At 66.7% G+C, this 22102-nt stretch carries 12 protein-coding genes; 5 read left to right on the top strand and 7 right to left on the bottom strand.

Annotated elements, in window-relative coordinates:
* Window positions 1-74: 74 nt before the first annotated feature.
* Window positions 75-5996, bottom strand: coding sequence for a glycoside hydrolase family 3 C-terminal domain-containing protein (locus ABIB25_RS15520; RefSeq protein WP_354529364.1), 5922 nt, complete (start codon window positions 5994-5996; stop codon window positions 75-77).
* Window positions 5997-6517: 521 nt separating this feature from the next.
* On the opposite strand from ABIB25_RS15520, the gene ABIB25_RS15515 reads away from it, so the two are divergent.
* Window positions 6518-12583, top strand: coding sequence for a family 78 glycoside hydrolase catalytic domain (locus tag ABIB25_RS15515; RefSeq protein WP_354529363.1), 6066 nt, complete (start codon window positions 6518-6520; stop codon window positions 12581-12583).
* Window positions 12584-12769: 186 nt separating this feature from the next.
* On the opposite strand, the gene ABIB25_RS15510 is transcribed toward ABIB25_RS15515, so the two are convergent.
* Complete coding sequence (locus ABIB25_RS15510) at window positions 12770-13396, bottom strand: TetR/AcrR family transcriptional regulator (protein ID WP_354529362.1); 627 nt, start codon at window positions 13394-13396, stop codon at window positions 12770-12772.
* Window positions 13397-13499: 103 nt separating this feature from the next.
* Between ABIB25_RS15510 and ABIB25_RS15505 the strand changes: the two genes are divergently transcribed.
* The 4 genes from ABIB25_RS15505 to ABIB25_RS15490 all read left to right on the top strand — a co-directional run bounded on the left by ABIB25_RS15505 (window position 13500) and on the right by ABIB25_RS15490 (window position 16619).
* Window positions 13500-14735 (top strand): epoxide hydrolase family protein, encoded by a 1236-nt coding sequence (locus ABIB25_RS15505; protein ID WP_354529361.1) that lies wholly within the window; start codon window positions 13500-13502, stop codon window positions 14733-14735.
* A 346-nt stretch (window positions 14736-15081) separates the two neighbouring features.
* Window positions 15082-15840, top strand: coding sequence for a GAF and ANTAR domain-containing protein (locus ABIB25_RS15500; protein ID WP_354529360.1), 759 nt, complete (start codon window positions 15082-15084; stop codon window positions 15838-15840).
* Window positions 15841-15899: 59 nt separating this feature from the next.
* Window positions 15900-16175, top strand: a complete 276-nt coding sequence (locus ABIB25_RS15495; protein WP_354529359.1) for a hypothetical protein — start codon at window positions 15900-15902, stop codon at window positions 16173-16175.
* Window positions 16176-16202: 27 nt separating this feature from the next.
* Window positions 16203-16619, top strand: coding sequence for a CorA family divalent cation transporter (locus ABIB25_RS15490; protein ID WP_354529358.1), 417 nt, complete (start codon window positions 16203-16205; stop codon window positions 16617-16619).
* On the opposite strand, the gene ABIB25_RS15485 is transcribed toward ABIB25_RS15490, so the two are convergent.
* From ABIB25_RS15485 to ABIB25_RS15465, 5 genes are all read right to left on the bottom strand, one after another.
* Window positions 16588-17310, bottom strand: a complete 723-nt coding sequence (locus ABIB25_RS15485) for a maleylpyruvate isomerase family mycothiol-dependent enzyme (RefSeq protein WP_354529357.1) — start codon at window positions 17308-17310, stop codon at window positions 16588-16590. The genes ABIB25_RS15490 and ABIB25_RS15485 overlap by 32 nt on opposite strands.
* Before the next feature lie 97 nt (window positions 17311-17407).
* Window positions 17408-17611: a hypothetical protein gene (locus tag ABIB25_RS15480; RefSeq protein ID WP_354529356.1), complete on the bottom strand. Its 204-nt coding sequence runs from the start codon at window positions 17609-17611 to the stop codon at window positions 17408-17410.
* 332 nt (window positions 17612-17943) lie between these two features.
* A complete protein-coding gene (locus ABIB25_RS15475) occupies window positions 17944-19071 on the bottom strand; it encodes a metallopeptidase domain-containing protein (RefSeq protein ID WP_354529355.1) in 1128 nt (375 codons plus the stop codon).
* Between the two features lie 562 nt (window positions 19072-19633).
* A complete protein-coding gene (locus tag ABIB25_RS15470; RefSeq protein ID WP_354529354.1) occupies window positions 19634-19936 on the bottom strand; it encodes a hypothetical protein in 303 nt (100 codons plus the stop codon).
* A 2-nt stretch (window positions 19937-19938) separates the two neighbouring features.
* Window positions 19939-21555: a DUF222 domain-containing protein gene (locus ABIB25_RS15465; protein WP_354529353.1), complete on the bottom strand. Its 1617-nt coding sequence runs from the start codon at window positions 21553-21555 to the stop codon at window positions 19939-19941.
* Window positions 21556-22102 lie beyond the last annotated feature (547 nt).

The raw sequence follows: 22102 nt of genomic DNA, 5'->3' as shown, positions 1-22102 counted from the left end.
CAGTCGGTATTTTCAGGCCGTTGATTGCCCCGGAACCACGGGGACCGGGGCAATCAACGGGGCAGGTCATCCGTTCAGCGCACGACCTGCATGATGGTCCTGGCGGCGGACGCGACCAACTGCGACGACCCGCTGTAGGCGAGGGTGACCGTGTAGGTCCCGGCGGCCAGGTGGGGCAGCGTGGCAATGGCCCTGCCGTTGGCCAGCCGGACGGCGATGGTCGCCACCGCCCGGGAACCGGTGGTCACCTTCGCGGTCACCACCCCGGCGGCGATGGTGCCGGCGGGTGTCGACGTCACCGAGATCGCCACCGCAGCCCTGGTGGTGGTGGTGATCCGCGACGGGGTGACCTTGGCCTTGACCGTGGTGGCTGCCTTGACCACCACCAGCGTGGCACCAACGGCGGAGGCGGCGACGGCGGAATCACCGCCGTAGGTGGCCGTCAGCGCGTGGGTACCCACCGCAAGGCGGATCGGCAACTTGATCACGGTGGCACCGCGGGCCAGTCGCCCGGTGCCGACGACTGTCCTTCCTTCCCTGATGGTCACGATGCCCGTGGCGCTGACCCCGCTTGCACTCACCCTCACGGTCGCACTGACCGCGGACCCGTAGGGCACTTTCGCCGACGACAAGCTGATGCTGCTGGCAGACGGGGCCTTGCTCACCGTCAGGATGACGGCGTCCGAGGAGCCCGCGTAGGTGGTGTCACCGCCGTAGGCGACGGTCAGCGAGTAGCGACCGGTGCGGAAGGCGCTGCCCTTGATCGTCAGCGTCGCCCGGCCACCGGACAGGGCGGCCTGGCTGATCTGTGCGCTCCCGGAGGTGACCCGCACCGTCCCGGTGGGTGTCGCGCCCTGGCCGCCGACCTTGACGGTGAGGGTGACGGTCCCGCCGGCGACCACCGAACTCTTCGACAACGACGCAACGGTGCTGGAATCCAGCAGGGTGATACCCACCCTCGGTACCGAGACCTGATGCGCGGCTTCGCTGTTGCCGGCCTTGTCGATCGCGCGATAGTTGACCACCATCGCGGCGCTGCCGAGCGTCACCGGTCCGGACACGCTCGTCCAGCCCCCGCCCGGCAGCTGGTACTCGACGTGGCCGACGCCCGAGGTGGCGTCCGCCGCAGTGAAGGTGAGCGTGCGGGCCGCATCGTCGAACGTGGCGTTGGACACCGGAGCCAGCTGGTCGATCTCCACCGTCCAGGGCGTCGAGGCGGAGACGATGCCGTCGGCGTTGGTCGCCCGTACGACCGCCGCGTGGGTGCCGTCGGTGGTGAACTGCACCGGGGCCGAGATCTGCGCCCAATCGGCACCGTCCACCTGCGCCTGCACGATCGGGTTCGGATCGACCGGATCGGTGGCGACGACCGCCAGTCGCACCGGGACGGTGTACCACCCGGTGCTGTTCGGCGCCGTCGGGGTGGTGACGAGCCGGACCTTCGGAGCGGTACCGACGGTGAGGGACAGGGTGGCGAAGGACGCCTTGAACTTGTCGTCACCCGGGTAGGAGACGGTCAGCGCGTGTACACCGGCGGGCAGGTCTGCGCCGATCGTCATGATCGCGGTTCCGCCGGTCAGCGCCTTGGTGGCCAGCACCGCGGTGCCCTCGGCGATCGTGACCGTTCCGGTGGGCGTGCCGCCGGTCCCGGTGACGAGGACGGTTGCCGTCGTGGCCGTTCCGACCGCGACGGCGATCGGCGACAGTCCGGCCGTGGTGGTCGAAACAGCAGCCTGGCCGTCGACCGGAGTGACCTGCAGGTCGAACAGGTGCAGCCGGTTGCCGGCCTGGTCGCTCGTCGAGGACGACGGGAGCGTCAGATAGGCAACGGTTTTGCCGGGGTTCAGGGTGATGGTGGTGGTGTACAGGCTGACATCCAGCGCATCGGGATATCCGCTGCCGGGCTTGGGGTTCCACTCGTGGGCGGTCGCCACCAGTTCGTCCTGCGGCAGCAGGGCGGATGACGTCCAGTTGTTGAGTGCCAGCGTGAACGGCGTGGAACTGCCGTCGGTGTAACGGATGGTGCCGGTTCCGGTACCGCTCCCGTTGTTGGCGGCCCCGAGGATCGAGAAGGACCTACCGGCCTGGTTGATGGCGATCCGTTGTCCGGCCGCGACCACGTTGTCCGGCGCCCCGGCCGCGACATCCGGCCAGGTGTAGGTGATCTCGCCGTAAACGACCGGCTGTCCCGGCACGATTCCGACTGCGGCCAGCCCCTGCCTCGAGTAGCTGAAGCCGGCACCGTCGAAGTCCGCGACACCGGGGTTGGCGTGATCGCCGACGCCGACGTTGCCGTAGGCCTTGGCCAGGGAGGCGAACAGGATGGGGATGGACAGCGTGGCGCCGTCGGTCGGGATGACCTCGGAGCCGATCTTTACCTGCAGCGTCGCGTCCAGGGTGGCCGAGGAGGCACCGGCACCGACGGACACGGTGAACGGCACGTCGACCGACGAGCCCGCCGGCACCGTCACGGTGGCGGTGGCCGGCGTCGCGGTCACGCCCGTGGTACCGGTGAGCTGATAGGTCACCTCGGCGTCCGTGTCACCACCGTTGCGCAGGGTGAGGTGGGCCGCCACCGGGGTGCCCGGCTCGACCATGTCGGCCGTGGAGGTGAGTGTGGCGGTGACGATCGACCCGACGGTGACCTGCAGTCCATTCGACGTGGCGTAGCCGCCGTCAGCCGCTGCGGTGGCCGCAAGCCGGAAGATCCGGTTCTGCGTGTCGGCGGGCGGTGTCACCAACCAGGTGGTCTTCAGCTCGACCTCCGGGGCTGCGGTGGCGAAGGTCGACGCACTCGTGGCGATTGCGGTCCAACCGACCGGGACGTCAAGGCCCAGCTCGAGATCGGTCAGGGTCTGCGTCCCTCCGGCGGAGAACCTGGCGGTGACGACATTGCCCCTCATCGGGGTCAGCATCGCCGGCGCTGTCGCCACAGCGGAACGGCTGCCCGCTGTCACACCCAGGGTGAAGCCGACGGTCAGCGGAAGGTTCCGGGACGAGTCGCCCACGTGCACCTGGTAGTCGCCCGGGGTGGTCGACCAGTGATGGGTGCTGCTGTCCCACACCTGCAGGTCGGCCGGTGTCAGGGTGAAGCTGACCCCGGTGGTGGCCTGGGGGGCCAGGGTGACCCGCTGGAAGCCCTTGAGAGCGTTCGGCGGCTCGCCGGCTGCGGACGGATAGCTCAGGTAGAGCTGGGCGACCTCGGAGCCGGTGGTGGTCCCGGTGTTGGTGACGGTCGCCGTCACCGTGCGGCTGCCGTCGACGCCGGCTGCACCGATGGCCACGTCGCTGAAGCCGAAGTCGGTGTAGGACATGCCGAAACCGAAGGGGAGCAACGGCGTCAGATGATGGGAGTCGTACCAGCGGTAGCCGACGTCAAGGCCCTCGCTGTAGTTGATCGTGGTCGTGTTGGTCGACACGTCGACGTCGCCCGGGTAACGCGCGGTGTCGGCGGTCGGCAGCTGGTTCATGCTCGCCGGCCAGGTCTGCGGCAGCTTGCCGGACGGATTCACGTCGCCGAAGAGCACCGAGGCGAGCGCGGCTCCGTTCGCCTGCCCGCCGTACCAGGACTCCAGCAGCGACGGCACCGAGCCCAGCCATGGCATCAGCACCGGCCCGCCGGTGTTCAGCACGACCACCGTCTTCGGGTTCGCCGCAGCGACGGCGGCGACCAGATCGTCCTGCGCACCCGGCAGGGTGAGGTTCTGGCGGTCGCCGTCCTCGCTCTCGTTGTCGTTGACGACGACGACGGCCACGTCGGCTGCGGCGGCAGCAGCAGCTGCCGAGGCGATGGCCGCAGTGTCCGGCGTCTGCCAGCCGAGGGTCACCGATCCGTTGGTCGGCGGGCTCGTCGGAGTGCCGGCCACCGGCCCGGTGGCGCTGTTGATCGGCTGGTAGTTCTCGACCGAGATCGGGGTCGCCACCCCGGCGGTCAGATGGATGGATGACGTGCCGGGTCCGTACTGTGCCCAGTCGTCGAACACGGACTGCCCGTCGACCCTCATCCGGATCCCGCCGGTGTTGGCCATCGAGAAGGTGTAGGTGCCGGTGACCGGTGCCGTCAGGAATCCGGTCCAGCGCACCGAGAATCCGGCTGCGTTGACACCGGGCCCTGGCGAGGCCGTGTAGTGGTCGTCGACGTTCGGTTCGGTCTTCGTCAGGGCCGGTGTCCCGGACAGGTCGAGGTTGTTGAAGTACTCGGCTGTCAGCCCGGGCTTGCCGTCGACCGAGGTGAACGGAGTGGTCGGCACGGTCGGCAGCTTGTCGAAGACGCCCGGCACGTGCAGACCGCCGCGGGACAGCGCGACCTGACCGCCGGCCCCGTCGCTCTTGGAGACGTTCAGCTCCGCGATCGACCACCAGCTGCTGTTGGTCGCGGTCTGGACGACCTCGACGTAGCGCGCGGACGCCGACGGGAAGGACGCGGTGGTCTGCGGGCCGGTTCCGGTCCCCGCCGCCACCGGCCGGCCCCACGTTGCGCCGTCGCCGGAGAGGCGGATCTCGTAACCGCGGGCGTAGTCGCCGACGCTGGTACCGGAATCCATGGAGATCTGGTCGATGGCCTGCGTGGCGCCCATGTCGATGACCAGGCTCTGTCCTGGGACCATCGGGGTGCCGCTGGTCCAACGGGAGGCGAGCTGCCCGTCGAGCATGTTGCTGGCGGCATCCCCGGCACTGGCGGTGGCGAACGGCGTGATCGTCCAGGGGCCGACGTAGTCGACGCGACCGTGAGCTCCGACGCGAGCGGCGATGCTGTCGGCGATGGTCGACACCGCGGCGGCACCGACCGGGACGTGCGAGCTGCCGCCGCCGCCGGTGATCGGTACGGTCTTGGCCGCCTCTCCGATGACGACGATGGACTGCGCGGAGGTCGGGTCGAGCGGGAGCAGACTTCCGCGGTGCTGCACCGGGCTGTTCTTCATCAGGACGGTGGCCTCGGCAGCGACGTCCTGGGCCGTGCGGGTGTGGGCCGCGGACGTGGCATCGGCAGAGGCTGACCCGGGCTGGTTCTCGAACATTCCGTACTTGAACTCCTGCGTCAGGATGCGCGAGATCTTGTCGTTGAGGACCGCCACCGAAACGGCGCCGGAGCGGACGGCATCGGCAAGGGGTTGGCCGAAATTACCGGGGGTGGGCATGGTGAGGTCCAGCTGGGCGTTGGCGGCCCGCACCGTGCTCCGGGCGCCGTCCCAATCGGTGACGACGAATCCGTCGAATCCCCAGTCCTGCTTTGCCGCATCCTTGATCACCGCGGAATTCTCGTTGCTGTGCACCCCGTTGACGAGGCTGGTGGCGGACATGATCGAGGCGGCGCCGCCCTCCTGCACTGCCTGCTTGAAAGCGGGGTAGTAGATCTCGTTCAAGGTGCGCTCGTCGATGACGGAGTCGGCATTGTTGCGGTTCTGTTCCACGTCATTGGCGACAAGATGTTTCAGGTCCGACATGACACCCCGCGACTGCACGCCCTCGACGTAGGCGGTGGCTGCCGATCCGGCCAGGTACGGGTCCTCACCGGCAGTCTCGAAGGCCCGCCCACCGCGGGGATCGCGGACCAGATTCACGTTGGGGCCCAGGTTGACGCTGATGCCCTTGGTCTTGGCCTCTGCGCCCACCACCTGTCCATAAGCTTTCTGCGCGTTGATGTCCCACGTCGCTGCTGCCGCTATCGGGGCCGGCATGGCCGTTGCCCCGCTCATCACCACGCCGGCTCCACCGTCGTGCAGCGTGAGAGCCGGGATGCAGAGTCGGCCGATGGCGGCGATCGATCCCGCGTAGCCGGGGACCGAGGACGAGCCGCGGGTCATCGACAGCTTCTCGTCCAGCGTCATCGCTGCGAGCACCTGCGCTGCCTTGTCCTCCGGGGTGGCGCTGGAACCGACCCAGGGGCACGGCGTTGCGGCGGCTGCGGCACCAGCGACGGCCGGGGAGACGGTGACCAGCAGACCGGCGGTGAGCGCCGCGATCGCCAGCAGGGACGGGAGACGTCGTTGTTTCACAGCGTTTCCTGACGGGGGGTGGAGTGGCTGAACGAAGAAAAGGGCGGGGGGAAGTCGTTCACGCGTCACGTCCATCGTCGTCGAAGGGGCGAGTTCGGGCGAACCATAGCAGCGCTCATAGGCTGTGGTAACACCACACCGATAAACAAAAGCCGCACGGTTTCCTACGGAAGCGCCGCGGTTTCTGCAGGTGCATATTTTCACGCTGAGTACCCGATGCACAGGCATTCGAGTGGTGCCCTCCGAGGAGAATTCGAGCCGTCCGAGTCATCCCGAGACATCATGATCGGTCATCGAAACCGGAGGAGTTTCATACGGAGGTATTCGACCTTCGTTAAATCCCGACTCCTTCCGGTCGCCGGGAATGCCCCCGGGGATCTGGTTCCGTCGATCGGGCGACATTTTCCTTTCACCGGGAAAGTATCGGTTGACCTGCGGAAGCAGGACGTGCATGCTGTGCCTCCGGGACTTGAATGTCCGGTTACTCTTACAGTCTTCATTCGAAAGCAAAGGTGCTTTGAATGCGCATCAGATTCGTGATCGCCATCGCCGCGACCATCGGGCTCGTCACGGTCGGCGGGGGGATCACGCCGGCGTTCGCCGGTACCCCGTCGGCGGCAGCGACACCCGCCGCCATCAGGGCAGCTGCGCCCGCCGCGGCGCCCGAGGCCGCCGGCCTGACCACCAACGACCTGACGAACCCGCTCGGCATCGGTGGCACCACGCCGCGCCTGTCCTGGCAACTCGACGACCCGGCCCGGGGGAGTGTGCAGACCGCCTACCAGGTCCGCGCCGCTACGACGGTGAGCGAGCTGGCCCTTACCCCGAGCTGGGATTCGGGCAAGGTGACGTCGAGTAGATCTCTCGACGTGCCATGGGGCGGTGGCACTCTCGCCTCGAGTAGCCGCTACTACTGGCAGGTGCAGCTCTGGGACAACACGGGAGCCGCGTCGGCATGGAGCACCCCGGCGTGGTTCGAGACCGGACTGCTGAACGTTTCCGACTGGGCAGGTAGCAACTGGGTCGGCTCGGCGGGCAACAACAGCTGGGCGGACTACACGCTGACCTCGGACTTCACCATCAACAACTCGGACAGGTCGGCGGTCGGGTTCTTCTTCCGCGCCAAGGACACCAGCAACGCCTACATGTGGCAGATCAACTTCAACGAGGACCAGACCGGTCTCGCCTTCCGGCCGCACACCAAGGTCGACGGGAACTACTCGGTGCTGGCGGGTGAGTCCAAGGACATCACCGCTCTGATCGGCGATCACGGCGGCGTGATGGCGCAGCACACGATCAGCATCACGGTGGCGGGCAACCGGATCACCACCCTGCTCGATGGCGTTTCCCTCGGCACCATCACCAACGGCGATCACCCGACCGGCGGCGTCGGACTGCGCACCAACGGAGTCGAGAGCGCGACGATCCACGACATGAAGGTGGTCGCAGCCGGGGGCAGCACGTTGTTCGACCCTGACTTCGCCGCCACCAACCCATTCACCGGAGGCAGCACTTCGGCGACCGGGCTGCAGATCAGCGGTAGCAACGAGGTGTGGCAGAACGTCTCGCCGCCGATCCTTCGCGGCACCTTCGCCACCGACACGGCAAAGACCGTGGCATCGGCCCGCGCGTATGCCTCGGCCCAGGGTCTCTACCAACTCAACGTCAACGGTTACCAAGTGGGCGATCAGTACCTGGCGCCCGGCTGGACCGACTACAACGTGACCTACCAGTACCAGACCTACGACATCACGAGCCAGGTGGTACCGGGTGCCAACACCGTTGGCGTCCAACTCGCCGACGGCTGGTTCGCCGGCAACCTGCTCACCGGCCGAAACTTCTGGGGCTCCGACCTCTCGGTGGTCGCGCAGATCCGGGTGACCTACACGGACGGCACCAGCACGACGTTCGGATCCGACGGCAGCTGGACGGCCTCCACCGGCGCCGTCACCTCGGCCGACCTGTACAACGGCGAGTCCTACGACGCCGCCAAGGAACAGAAGGGTTGGGACACCAACACCTTCGATGCCTCGACGTGGAGTCCGGCGGTCGTCCGCCCGTCCCAGACGGCCAAGCTCACCGCGCAGACCGATCAGCCGGTGCGCATCACCGGTGAGCGTCCGGCACTGACGGTGAACGAGCCGAGCACGGGCGCCTTCGTCTACGACCTCGGCCAGAACATGGTCGGCACTGCGAGGTTGACGCTGACCGGACGGACCGGGCAGCAGATCCGGATCCGGTACGCCGAGGTGATCAATCCCGACGGGACGGTCTACACGGCCAACCTGCGTGCGGCGAAGGCGACCGACTACTACACCTTCGCCATGGACGGCACCATCACCTTCCACCCGACGCTGACGCAGCACGGTTTCCGCTACGTCGAGATCACCGGCGTCGACACGGCTCCGGCTCTGAGCGACGTCGTCGGGACCGTCTGGGGCTCCGCCGGTGACAAGACGATGAACCTCACCACCTCCAACGCCCTGGTGAACCAGATCCAGAGCAACATCACCTGGGGGCAGCGCGGGAACTTCGTCTCGATCCCGACCGACACCCCGGCTCGCGACGAACGTCTCGGCTGGACCGGCGACATCAGCGAGTTCGCCAGCACCGCCACCTACAACTTGGATTCCGAGGCCTTCCTGTCGAAGTGGCTCGGCGACCTCCGGACCGGTCAGCAGACCAACGGCGCCTACCCCGACGTCGCACCGTCGTTCAGCGGTTTCGGCAGCGGCAACGCCGGCTGGGCGGACGCCGGCGTCACCGTGCCCTACGCCATCTGGCAGAGCTACGACAACACCGCAGTCATCTCCGAGGGCTGGGCGTCGATGACGAAGTACATGAACTACCTGGCCGGGACGAGCAACAACTTCCAGCGTGACGGCGGGGCCTACCGGGACTGGCTGAACCTCAACGACGACACCGCCTCGAACATCATCGGTACCGCGTTCTACGCCCACAGCGCGGACCTGATGGCGCAGATGGCCTCCGCCATCGGCAACGACGCCGACGCCGCCAAGTACCGCACCCTGTACAACAACATCAGGAGCGCCTACCAGACCGCCTTCCTCGCAGCTGACGGCAGCCTGGCCGGCAACACGCAGACCGGCTACGCCATCTCGATCTCGTTCGGGCTCGTCCCGGATGCGCTCGCAGCTGCGGTGGCGACCAAGTTCGTGGCCACCCTGGAGCGTGCCGACTGGCACCTGTCGACCGGTTTCCTCGGTCTGAAGGATCTGCTGCCGGCCCTCACCGACATCGGCCGCAGCGACGTCGCCTACCGGGTGCTGCTCAACAAGGACTACCCGTCCTGGGGTTACGAGATCAGCAAGGGTGCGACCACGGTCTGGGAGCGCTGGGACTCGATCAAGCAGGACGGCTCGTTCGGCGACGTCGGGATGAACTCTTTCAACCACTACGCCTACGGCTCCGTCGGCGCCTGGATGTACGACACCATCGGTGGCATCTCGGCTCTCGAGCCCGGCTACAAGAAGACACTGATCGCCCCGGTTCCGGGCGGTGACCTGACCAGCAGCTCGATGGACTACCAGACCCCCTACGGAAAGGTCAGCAGCGACTGGACCAAGACCGCGGGCAGCTACCACCTCGACGTCTCGGTACCGGCGAACACCACCGCCCGTGTGGTGGTGCCCGCAGTCAACCCGTTGGCCGTCACCGAGGGTGGCCAGTCCCTCGCGTCGGCTGACGGGGTCGTCTCGTCCACCGACACCGGGCAGACGGTGACCGTCGAGATCGGTTCCGGCGAGTATGTCTTCGCCGTCCAGTCACCGACCGCGGAACTGGCTTCGGTCAAGGACGGTCTCACCGCGTTCAGCACGGCGCTGACCGGCGCGGATCTGACGGGGGACCAGCGAGCGGCGTTGTCGGCAGATGTCCAGCAGGCCGACCAAGCGGTCGACGCGGCGTTGTCCGACCCCACGGTCTCCGCTGCCCGCATCGCCGCAGCCCTGGCTGCCCTCCAGGACGCGAAAGCACTTCTCGCAACCGATCTGGCGGCCGGGCCGCTCGACCAGGCCGGCGCGGATGCACTGACCGCACTGCTGAGCCCGATGCTCGACAGCCTCGGGAGCGCCCTCGCCTCCATCCTCGGCGTCTCGGTAGCCACCACCGGCCCGACCGCTGATCTGATCCCGGGACAGAGCACCGTGGTGAACGTGACGGCGGTCAACAGTTCGGCGACGGCCATCACCGATGTCGGTGCCTCCTTGGACCTTCCGGCCGGATGGACCGCGACGCCGGTCTCGGCCGACCGCGTCACCCTTCCGGCCGGCGGGACCACGACCTTCGGCTTCGCCGTCACCGTCCCGGCGGGCGCCCTGGTCGGCAGCAACCCGATCGTCGGGCGGGTTGACGTGCCCAGCGCGTCCGGCCGGGCGTCGATCCCGGCGTCGACGACCGTGACCGTGGTCACCCCTGTCGTCCTGACGGCTGCCGCTGTTCCGGGGTCGGTCGCACCGGGCGGGTACGCACGGGTGAACGTGTTGCTGCACAACCGTTCCACCACGACGGTTTCGGGCACGGTCACGGTGGCGGTCCCGACCGGCTGGGCGGTCCCCGATCCGTCCGCGCCGATCACCGTGACCCCCGGCGCCGACGCCACCGTCCCGGTGACGCTTGTCGCCCCTGCGACGGGGAACGGCGGTGCGATCGCCGGGATCACGGCCTCCTTCGCCTCGGCGACCCAGACCATGGCCAAGCAGGATGTCCCGATCACCCTGGCCATCGGGAATCCGGACGCGTCCCAGGTGGTCGACTACCTGGACATGGGCAACACGGGGTCCGGGGTCGCGGATGAACCCGCCCACGCGGTGAGGTTCTCCTCGCGGTCCGGGAACCTCCCGGACGAGGCCGGCTACACCCGCCGCTACACCTTCAAGGGCACCACCGACGGCTTCATCCAGTTCACCATGAAGATCACCAAGGGACAGCCGTTCGTCCTCCGGGCTCGTGAAACCTACGACGGCGCGCAGATCAAGCAGTACGCGATCCGGGTCAACGGCGTCGTGGTGAACTCGCGGATGTTCAGCCACCCCGGAGGTCTCGGCACCGAGATGTATCAGGTGCTGGTCGACGACCCCACCCTGCTCACCGGCGACACCGTGACGGTCCGATTCGAGAACAACCCGCAGGGCCTCAACTACGACCCGTCGATCGCCGACGTGTGGACCCTGCCGGCGCCGGGCGCCGACACCACCCCTCCGACGGTCACCCTCACCACGGATCCGTCCGTGCCGACGGGACTGAACGGTTGGTACAACGGCCCGGTCACCGTTTCGGCCATCGCGGTCGACGACGTCGATCCGTCGCCGGTCCTGTCCGCCGTCGTCGACGGGGCCGAGAGCGCCCAGGTCTCGGCGCCGGTCAGTTTGGTCACCGACGGGCGGCACACCGTGTCGGTGACCGCCGCCGACGCCGTCGGGAACGTCTCGGCCGCCTCGAACCTGTCGGTGAAGATCGATGCCACGCCGCCGGTGTCGAATGTCGCGGTCGACGCGGTGGCCCGCAGGATCACCTTCAACGCCGCGGACAACACGTCCGGAGTGTCGAAGGTCGAGTACCAGTTACCGGCCGGTTCCTGGCTCACCGCAACGAGTCCGGTGACCGTGGGGTCGGGAGCAACCACGGTGCAGTACCGCTCGGTCGATCAGGCCGGCAATGTCGAGGCCACCCATCAGGTCTCGGTATCGAAGGCGGGAATCACCCTGCTGGCGTCGTCCACCGTCGCCGTGTTGTCGGGAAGTACGGTGGTCGTCGGCGGATCGGTGACCATCACGGCGAAGGTCACCGGCGCGGGCGCAGTTCCGACTGGAACCATTCGCATCACCGCTCGGGGGGTCCAGGTCGGCCAGGGTATCCTGTCCGGTGGCCGGGTCGTCCTGACGATCAAGGCCGGCGCCTTCCTCCCCGGGTCGTACCAACTGCTCGTCGACTACTCCGGAGGTGCGCTGTACGAGGCGTCCTCCGACACCGTCACGCTGACGGTCGTCAAGGCCACCTCCACCACAGCGGTCAAGGTCTCACCGAGCAGGGTCGTCTACGGCAGCGGGGCGAAAGCTGCAGTGCAGGTGAGTGTTCCCGGAGTCACGGCCACCGGGGTCGTCACCATCACGGAAGGGCGCACGGCGCTGGGACAGGGTCGACTGGCCAAGGGCGTCGTGACCATTACCCTTCCGGCGTCGTTGGCCGTCGGGACCCACACCCTCAAGGCCACCTACGCCGGTGACGGATCGGTCATGGCCTCCTCCGGGACGGCGACCCTGACGGTGGTGAAGGCCGCGGCACGAATCAGCGCGGTCGCTGCCGCGGTGCGGGGCTCAGCCAAACCGGTGGTGGCAGTGACGGTCTCCACCGCGCCGGCCTCGGTCACCGCAACCGGAGTCGTCACCGTGAAGGTGCTGATCGGCAGCCGGACGGTGGCCTCCGGCAGTGCGAGGCTCTCTGGCGGACACACCTCGGTGACGCTTCCGAAACTTGCGATCGGTCGCTACAGCCTGGCCGTTTCCTACCCCGGTAGCATCACCGTCTCGGCTGCTTCGGCGACGATCGGGTTGACCGTGACCCGCTGACCGAAGATCACGGACGATGTACGAACCTGCTCGGGCCACTGCGATCCCGGGCAGGCTTGTGCGCAGGGGCAGATCGCACACCATGGCCGAATGCTGGACATGGATGCGGAGGAGGCAGTGGGGCCGTAGGGGGACGGGCCCACAGGTCGTCCGGGCACGAGTGCGAGCCCCGCGTCTCGGATGGGTTCACGTCGCCCGGTAGTCGACTCCGGTCGCAGCTGTGCCCGTCAGAGGAGGGAGCTCGGCGCGTAGACCGTCGAGGACGATGGTCAGCGTGCGTCGACGCAAGGTGCGTGACCGTGTCTGACTCTCTCCCCGGACTGCGGAGATGGCCTGTAGGAGCACGCCAATATCGGCGAATTCTGCTCCGGCGCGAAGGACACCGCGGTCCCGGACTGCAGTGAACAGCGCTCGGTTCTGGTCGGTGACCTTGTCCCACTGCGTCCGTCGCCGTTCGAAGATCGTGGCCAGGGCCGGCGTACCAGCGGACACGAAGTGAACGTTGGCATCGACGATGGCGGCGAGGAAATCCGAGTAGACCGCCCACGGGTCCTCGCTCGCAGCCAGACGCTCCTGCGCGCAATCGATCTCGCGCTCGTAGGTCAGGCGTGCCTCGTCGAGCAGAGCGGTCAGCAGCTCCTCCTTGCTGGCGTACCGACGGTAGAGGGCGGACATTCCGACACCTGCAGCCTGCCCCACCTCGGAGATCGAGGCACCCGGATTGGCCCCGAAGACCGAGCGTGCCGCCTGGATGATCCGCTCGTCGTTGCGCAAGGCCTCCGCTGCTCGGCCTCGCCGCGATGCTGTGGGCATGGCCTGAATCTATCACTTGCGGAACGGAATATTCCGTTCTACGGTCGTTGGGTCAGGTCAGAACGTGTCAGATCCAGAACACACCGTTCGAAGGAGACGCCCCATGAAGACCGCCCATCGCTCCCCATCTGTGGCAACCAACTCTGCGGAGCCCACCGAGCCATCGAAGAATTCGCGCGAAAGCCACACCGCCGTCACCCCCTTCCGGGTCGAGGTGCCAGAACAGCAGATCGACGACCTGCGTCGGCGCCTCGCCGAGACCCGCTGGCCACAGCCCGAACTCGGTGATCCCTGGAGTCGGGGCGTACCGCTCGACTACCTACGCCAACTCACGGAATACTGGCGGGACGGTTTCGACTGGCGTGTCGCGGAGTCCCGGCTCAATGCGTACCCGCAGTTCACCACCACCATCGACGGCCAACGGATCCACTTCCTCCAGGTGACCTCGCCGGAGCCGGAGGCGACCCCGTTGATCCTGTTTCACGGCTGGCCGGGGTCCGTGCTGGAGTTCCTCGACGTGATCGGCCCACTCAGTGATCCCCGCAGCCATGGCGGCGACCCTGCCGATGCGTTCACCCTGGTCATCCCCTCACTGCCGGGTTTCGGCTTCTCGGCCCCGCTGGCGGACGCGGGCTGGACCGAGCACCGCATGGCGAAGGCGTTCGCCGTCCTGATGGCTCGCCTCGGCTACCAGCGATATGTCGCGCAGGGCGGCGATTTTGGCGCCGGACTGGCGCCCGAGATCGCCCGTGTGGCAGCGGACAAGGTGATCGGCGTCCATGTCAATGCCGCCACTGGTGGCTTCATTCCGTACCACCAGCTCTCCGAGCAGGAGATCACCGCCCTGACGCCGATCGAGAAGGAGCGCCTCGGGCGCCTGGCCGGGTTCATGTCCGACGGCGACGGCTATTTCAAGATCTCCGCCACCAAACCCCAGACCCTCGCCTACGGGTTGCACGATTCACCCGTCGGGCAACTGGCCTGGATCGTGGAAAAGTTCCACGACTGGACCAACCAGGCCAAGGCCCTTCCCGAGGATGCCGTCGAACGCGATGTCCTGCTGGCCGACGTCTCGCTCTACTGGTTCACCGGCACCGCCGGATCCTCGGCGAACCTCTACTACGAGACAGTCCACCAGCGGCAGCAGGCCCAACCGTCCGGAGTCCCCACCGGGGTCGCGTGCTTCGCCCAGGACGTGTCCATCCGCCGCTACTCGGAACCGCTCAACAAGATCGTGCACTGGTCCGACTTCGACATCGGCGGCCACTTCGCCGCCCTGGAGACTCCGGATCTTCTCGTCGACGACATCCGCACATTTGTCCGTGAACTAGACGGCTGAGACAGCGTGAGAATCGTTCCCCGAGGAGGTGAGGACCAGTTCGGCGAAGTGGCGGAGCCTGGACCCGGGACCGGGCACAATGGTGAGTACGGAGTGTGTGGACGGTCGCCCTGCGACCGAACCCCTCCCAGGTCCCGCCGGTCAGCGACCCCCCGCCTGACCGGCGGGACCGCCTCACTTCCAGGGCGCCGATCCGACATCGATGACTTTGTTCTCTTCTGTAAGGCGGCCGAAGGCGTCTACCGTCGAAGTTGATGCCCTGCTCGGCCGGGATCGCATCGCACGCCACCATCGGTCATCGACCAGTCGGCACACACCATGCGACCCCATTCGGGAAGAAGACGGCATGGCAAACATCATCGCGAACACTGCTCCGGAATCCAGCGCTTTGATCCGGGCGCTGGCCGCCCATCCGGATCAGATGGCGGACCTCATCGAAGCGCTGCACCACCGGGCGCAGGATGCCGACGACCTGTTGGACCTGATGGGCAGGCTGTCCCGGCAGGCGGTCCGATTGCTCGATGGTGTCCGCTGGGCCGGGGTGACCGCGCAATTCGACGACCAACCCTTCACTGCGACGCACACCGATGATCAGGTGCTGATCGTCGACGAGGGCCAGTACTCTGCGCACGACGGTCCGTGCCTGCGGGCGATGCGGACCAACCTGCCGGTCAGGATGACGACGGAGGCGGTCGGCACGATCTGGCCCCGTCTCGGTCAGATCGCCGCCGGCGTTGGGGTCCGTTCGTTTCTCGCGGTGCCACTGCATGCCGACGGGCGGTCGGTGGGTGCACTGAACCTCTACAGCTCGCGGGAGGTACCTCCGGACCCGGACCCGGATCTGTTGACGGTTCTGACCGAGTTCGCCGACCGGGGTCTCACCGACTACCAGAACAGCCGGCCCTTCCCGAGCGCGGAGGAGGCCGTCCGGCGGGCCCTGGTCCAGTGGAACGTCATCGAGCGGGCGGTCGAGATCCTGGTCTCCGTCAACGGATTCACCCTGGAATACGCCCGTGACGTGCTCCGTGACCAGGCCGAGGACTGGGGTCGCAGTCTCGCCGAACAGGCTGCGTTCGTCGTCACCGACAACAGCGTGGGGGATTGACCACCGGCCCGACCGACGCCCGTGTCTGCGCTCGCCCCGATGACGTTGGGATATCCCCGGTGACAACGACTTGCATCGTGTTCGAGCAGGGCTCCGAACGGCTGGTGCCGTTGTCGGACATAGGACCCACCATCAGCGGCGTGGCCCCCGGCTTCGTCTGGATCCATCTCGATCGACCGAGTGCCATCCAGATCATCGACACGGCAGGTCGTCTGGGTATTCCGGCCGAGGTGGCCAACGGAATCTCCCACCCGCATCAACGCCCGACGATGGTCTTGCTCGACGATTTCGCGGTCGTCGTTCTCACGGCGAAGCAGTCCGGAATGCCGAGTTAACCGACCGGGTTCGACGACATCTCCATCGTGCTGGGCAACCACCTCGTCCTGACGGTGATGCTCTCCCCGAGCACATTGATGGAGGAGGTCGGCCTCGCGATGAGGGCCGGCGTGAATACGGTCTCACTCGGGCCCGTGGGAGTGCTGGTTGCGACCGCCACGTGTGTGATCAACGGCTACGAGGACGCCATCGGCACGATGAATGATGACGTGGATGTGCTGGAGCGTCTGGTTTTCGGCTCGGGCGAAGCCGATCATTCCGAACAGATCTATCTGACGAAGCGCCGCACCACAGACTTTCGTCGGTCCGTCGTCCCGCTGGCTCGGGGCCTCGAGCGACTGTCCAGGACCGACCTACCCTGGCTGCTCGCCATGCCCGATCGGGTACTGCAGGTCGTGACAGCAGAGCTGTCTAGATCCGGATCCGCTGCCATAGACCGATAGTGGCGTTATCGCCTTCGACTTGCACTGCCGCCGGACGGTTCCAGGACCAGAGGTAGAGCGCTGAGGAGGTGCCCGTCACGGTCGCGGTGGCCGCACTGAGGTCGTCGGTCTGCACGCTCTGGTTCCGTTCCCCGCCGAAAGTCACCAGCCAGGAGGGACCGTCGGTGCACAAAAGCGCCAGCACGCCAGGTGTTTCGGAGGCAAATGATCGCTGGAGCGCGAAACCGGCCACAATCTCCGCGATGCCGTCCTGGGAGAACTCGGGATCGAAAGTGGTGACATCGCCCATGGCCGCCTGCGCGTCGGCCCGATGAATCGCCGTCTCGTGCGCCTGCCGACGTGCCCAGAAGTGGCGTGCAGTCGGCGATCTCAGGAAGGTGAAGGCCGTCAGATCGTCACCACACGACCGCAAGGTTGCCACCAGGGTCGCCAGTCCGTCGGCGATCCAACCGGGCATCTGGTCGTCCTCGACGCGGCTGTGGAACGCCGCACTCCCACCGGTCTCGTTCGTCGCCAACTGCCGGGTGATCGCGTCGTTCGCCCAGCGGTGCACCGCCCCGGTGTGCATGACCAGGGACCGTAGGTCCCAGTCCGTTCCGGGCACCGAAGTTGTCAGATCGGCACCATCGATGACCTGAGCCATCAGCGTGCCATCGAACTCGAGTTGGTCGATGAGGCCAGGGACGTCCATGCCCGACATCGTGCCACTGCGCCGGACGATGCGGACCATGAAGGGCCTGCACCGTCCTGCGCCTGCGACATGCGAACTTTCATCTTGATGGACTTCGCTAGAAGGTTCCGTTCCCGTTGTTCAGGGACACCCAGACCCCGACGTCGCCGAAGCCGGCGATGTCCGCGCTGTGGTCCCCGTTCAGGTTCGCCAGGAACCGCGGATGACGCTCGACCCGCCACCCACCCGCGACGTACCCGAAGTTGGCGATGGCGAGTCGGAGCGCTGCCTTGGTCTTGACCACCATCTCCTGGTCTGGCACCGAGATCGATTGGATGTTGAGCGACCAGGCGGTTCCGTCCTACCACTTGCTGTTCGGCGAAGAATTGTCTCCGAACACCGTCGAGGTCGGCGAGCCGTACAGGTCGGTGCTCTCGCCACCATGGCACGGTATTCGAGATCAAATCGATTGCCAACTGGGCCAGCGACAACTCGTAGTGGAGGGCTGGCGTCATCTATTCGTTGTTGTTACTGCCCAACTTATCTATGTGCGAGATGAAAAGGCCGGCATCGGGCAGGCTGCTGCCTCGGCCGGTCTGCCGACGATTTTCGAGGATGAAGTATTCGGTGGCATTCTTCCGGTAGATCAGAAAATCATTTTCGGCCTGCCTCGACATCGGCTTCCATGCCGTCGTCAACAGTCTCGATCGCACTGGTCCTGCCCGCCGCGTTCTTCAGATAGACATTCACCTCGACGGGATTGAGATCCGAACCGCCGTAGCACATGAGGCAGTAGTTGCCGACGCCGCCGCCCCCGTTCCCGTAGTCGTAGAGGTCCGGAAAGTCGCACACCATGTGACTGTTCTCGTGGCAGAACGTCCGGAGAGTCAGCTCGGTACCGATATCGGTGATCTGGTAGTCGGACAGTTCCGTGCCCGCCGTGACCTGATAGAAACTGGCGAGTGAACAGGAGTGTGGCCCGAGGCCTTCTGACCAGTTGTTGACAGCGCCACCGGCATAGAAGACGTTGAGGGCGAACACAAATCCGCTGCTGTCGCTGCTCAACTGCCCGAAGTCGTGTCCCAGGGCGGTCAGATGATCCAGCGCCTCCACGATCAGCTCACGCGCACGCTGGGTGTAGGGAATTGCGGGATCCGTGCAGTAGGAACGGTTGTGCGCAGCCGTGTAGTAGGCGACCGCTTTGTTCCGGTACTGGAGTTTCCCGCCGGATACCTTCAGGAAGTAGTCGTGCACCGACCCGTTGTTTCCAAACGCCGAGTAGCCGGGAAGGTTGCAGAAGTCGTCGATCTGCTGCTGCGTGATCGTGCCGGGTACGTCGGGAAATTGTCCGAGCAGGCACAGCCCGGTCACGGGTCCGGGCGCTGTCGGCAGCGGTGGCGGAGCAGCAAGTCCGGCACCGGCGGCGGCCCTGACCACCGAGCGACGCTCCTGCCTGCGTTCCTCCCACCGGCGGCGACCGGCATCATCTCGCGCGGCCTGGGCCTGCAGTCGACGAGCCGACGGGGTCGTGCGGGCATGCTTCTCAACATCCAGCGTGGCCGGATCGACCGATCCGGCCCCGATGGCCGTTGCCACCAGCGAGGAGTGGGCGGGGGAGAGGCGAGCGTAGTCGAAGAATCCGGTGGCCGGATTCTTGACCACCGTGTAGCCGTCGGCGGTCTCGAACGTGGCCTGGAACTGGTTGCCCCAGCCCCGAACCCGAATCTCCGACCCGGCGGGATTGTGGAGGGTGAATTCTTCTCCGGCAAAAGCAACTGGCATGACTTCTCCTCGTCGAATGGTCGCTGCGGTCCTTTGACTTACCGCTGGTTTACCCAACAGAAGACCGGCGTGACCACCCAGATACGTTCCGTTCGACCCAACTTGCCGTGGCAAGGCGGAGTGGCCGTGGTTGCTTCGGCGCCAGCCCAACTCGCCCTGGTCTCGTGGCGGCACTGGGGGGCCAGCCATAGCAACTGACCGCTGGTCACGCCGTCGGCACATCTGATCGCAAAGACCTGTCTGCGCGAGCCGTCAGAACGGTGGTTGGTTGGCGCGAGCCGTCAGAACGGTGGTTCGTCGGGGTCGGGGTATTGGCGGGCTTTGTCGGCTGCCAGTTGTAGGCCGTAGGCGATGGGGTCGAAGCGTCTGAGGGTGTTGCTGTTCTGGGTGCGGAACCGTTCGTAGGAGCCGGCGGCGGCGATGTCTTCTTCGATGCGGGCTTTGAACTCTTCCTGCGTCTCCTGGTCGTCTTCGTCGTCTTCGTCGGCGGGCCGGGGGTCTGTGTCCGTGCCGAGGCGGTGGATGAAGGTGGTGCGGTGGTCGAGTTTGATCCGTTGCGCCTTCAGCAGACGGGTGTTCTCGGCTCGGCGGCGTCGCGGCGTGCGATGAGGATTTTGGTTTGTTCGGCGTGACTCTGTGCGGTGCTGCCGCCGTCGAGGATGACCGGGGACGGGCGCGCGCAGGGGCAGCAGTCGTGGTCGTCGGTATCCGCGGTGTGCAAACCGTTTTCGGCTGGTTCGCTGCCGGTCGTCGTCCCGCCGCCAGCGCGGTCGGGGTCGGGTGGGTGTGGTCGTTCGTGGTCGGGGATGGCGAATTCTTTGGGGTGGTCGACGTAGTGGTGCCCGGTGGGGCTGGTCCACAGCATGGTCAATCCATCGTCGGGCTACGGCTGGCGGTCCAGTCGGTGAACGTTTTCAGGAAGTGATGGTGTCGGGACAGCGGGTCGAGACTTTTGGCGTCGGTCTGCCCGCCTTGTTCTGGGTGCTGGTGGTCGAAGGGTTCCCGGTGGTCCAGGTCGCACAGTGGTCCGGGGATCCGGCAGGACGGGAAGCGGCAGGTCCCGGCGGCGGTGAGTACCTGATCGGTGACTGTCTGGGTGGGGATGTATGTCGGAACAGGCGCGGTGGATCCGACGGCCATCGCGTGGCCGTGTTCGTTGACGACGATGACCGCGAGGGTTCGGATGGACGTTTTCATGGCGAGGGCGAGGTGGGCGGGGAGGAATCCGTGTCCGGTGAGTTCGGCGGGGTCCTGGTTGAACTCGGTGAACGCGGCGAGACTCATGGTCAGGTTGAAGTGGGCGCCGCGGCCGTGGTGTTTGGTGATCTTCGACAGGCGCTTACCCGGCCGCGCGGTGATCGGCTGCGGTGCAACGGAGACAGTCGGGTCGGGTGGGACCGCAACCTCGACCGACGCGGCAGCGACGGTCCCGTCGGCAGTCTCGTCGCCCTCGACGGACTCGACGGGCAGATCGGCAGAGTCCTCGGCCCGCTCAGCGGCGGAAGTTTTGTCGAGAATGTCAGTATCGGTGGTTGTTTCGGCTGGAGCGGTCTCTGCGTTGTCGGGGGTGCAGGTGTCGCGGAGGTCGACGAACCCGTTGGCCAGGATCTGCAGGCACATGTCGACCAGGGCGTCGGCGCGGCACGCGGCGATGCCCCGTTCGTCCATCCCGACGGTGGCTTTGGCGATCCGGTCCAAAAGGTCGAACACGGCGACGGCGCCTTCGGCGGTCAGGTGCGCCCGGATCATCCCCATCCCGTCGACGCTGGGGGTGTGGTCGACGAACCGGTCCTTGCGGGCCTTGTCGGCCCGTTTCTTCGACGCGGTGGGGTCGGCCAGGATGACGCGGAGGTCGATCATCGGGCGCAGCAGCCCCGGGGTGCGGGTTTCGGCCAGCGGCAGCACTTTCGCTTCCACCGCGGTGCGCAGGGTGGGGTCGAGGTTGGCGGTGCGTTCGGCGATCATCCGGGCCCGGGGTAGGTCGATCCGCCCGGCCTTCAACACCTCCAACGTCGCCGGCAACTCCTGCACCAACTCCACCGCGGCGGACACCCGGTGGGCGGCGCCCAGCGGCGATTGGTGCAGGGCGGCGCTGATCTCCGCGGCGGCCATGTCCTGGGCCCGTTCGGCGATCAGCACGCTCATCGCTTCCGGGTCGACCAGCCCACCGGGGCGGTTCGCCAGGCCGGTGTGGTCGATCAAACCGTCGATCAGCTTCGTCATGGATCCGCACCGGCCGGGTGTGGCGAACTCCGCGACCGCGGCGATCTGCACGGCCTGCAGGTGGGAGATCAGCCGGTTCGCCGCGACGATCAGATCCGGCAGCTCGGACGGCGACAACGCTGCCGGGACAGCGGAGGTGACCCATTCGAAGGTGTCGGCGACAGGTACGGCAGCGGGGGCAGCAGCCGGTTCCGGCGTCGGCGCAGCGGGCGGTCCGGAAGGTGCGGCAGCACTGTCGGGGTCGACCGGTACCGTCGTCATGACAAACCCCTCCCGTCTTCGGTGAACCTAAATCTCTCGTACATTGATTCGATTCTAACACTGTGAAGTGTTAAAACATAAGTTTCAGCTTGTGGCTGATTCCTGAGCTGCCCGTCTCGCGCAATGCCGCCGAGAAGCTGATGAGGTGCCAGGAGGACCCGATCGCTCCGGCGCCGTTGGGCCTCAAAGACACTCGACACGGTCGGACTGGAAGGGGTCCCGTTCGTCGGACTCATCAACCGGGACGTGAGCCATGCAACCCACGTGCGCATATCAGTCGGCGTCCTCAAGGGCGGACGCTTCGCTCCCTCCGGCCACATGGAAGGTGACCCCGTCCTCGCTTAAGAGCAGGCCCGCCCCAATCCAGACCAGCCACCGCCGTCAGCCGCGAAATGTCGCCACGGAACCGTACGAACCGCCACCCAGCAGGCGATCGGGTCGCGCGGCTACACACCGGGACCGCCGCTGTCCTAAGTCGGCAAACGGATCGATCAAGTACGTTTTGAGCCCGTCGAAGGTAGCCCAACGAAGCCGTGAGGACCCAATG

The organism is Nakamurella sp. UYEF19 (assembly GCF_040546275.1).
Classification (GTDB): Bacteria; Actinomycetota; Actinomycetes; order Mycobacteriales; family Nakamurellaceae; genus Nakamurella.
The sequence above is the reverse complement of the archived record's forward strand: the minus strand, read 5'-3'. Positions and strand labels throughout refer to the sequence as shown.

Excerpts from the sequence above, each read along its gene's own strand:
- ABIB25_RS15500 (WP_354529360.1), top strand. The coding sequence starts at position 15,082 with ATGGCAAACATCATCGCGAACACTGCTCCGGAATCCAGCGCTTTGATC.
- ABIB25_RS15515 (WP_354529363.1), top strand. The coding sequence starts at position 6,518 with ATGCGCATCAGATTCGTGATCGCCATCGCCGCGACCATCGGGCTCGTC.
- ABIB25_RS15470 (WP_354529354.1), bottom strand. The coding sequence starts at position 19,936 with ATGCTGTGGACCAGCCCCACCGGGCACCACTACGTCGACCACCCCAAA.
- ABIB25_RS15505 (WP_354529361.1), top strand. The coding sequence starts at position 13,500 with ATGAAGACCGCCCATCGCTCCCCATCTGTGGCAACCAACTCTGCGGAG.
- ABIB25_RS15510 (WP_354529362.1), bottom strand. The coding sequence starts at position 13,396 with ATGCCCACAGCATCGCGGCGAGGCCGAGCAGCGGAGGCCTTGCGCAAC.
- ABIB25_RS15465 (WP_354529353.1), bottom strand. The coding sequence starts at position 21,555 with ATGACGACGGTACCGGTCGACCCCGACAGTGCTGCCGCACCTTCCGGA.
- ABIB25_RS15485 (WP_354529357.1), bottom strand. The coding sequence starts at position 17,310 with ATGGACGTCCCTGGCCTCATCGACCAACTCGAGTTCGATGGCACGCTG.
- ABIB25_RS15475 (WP_354529355.1), bottom strand. The coding sequence starts at position 19,071 with ATGCCAGTTGCTTTTGCCGGAGAAGAATTCACCCTCCACAATCCCGCC.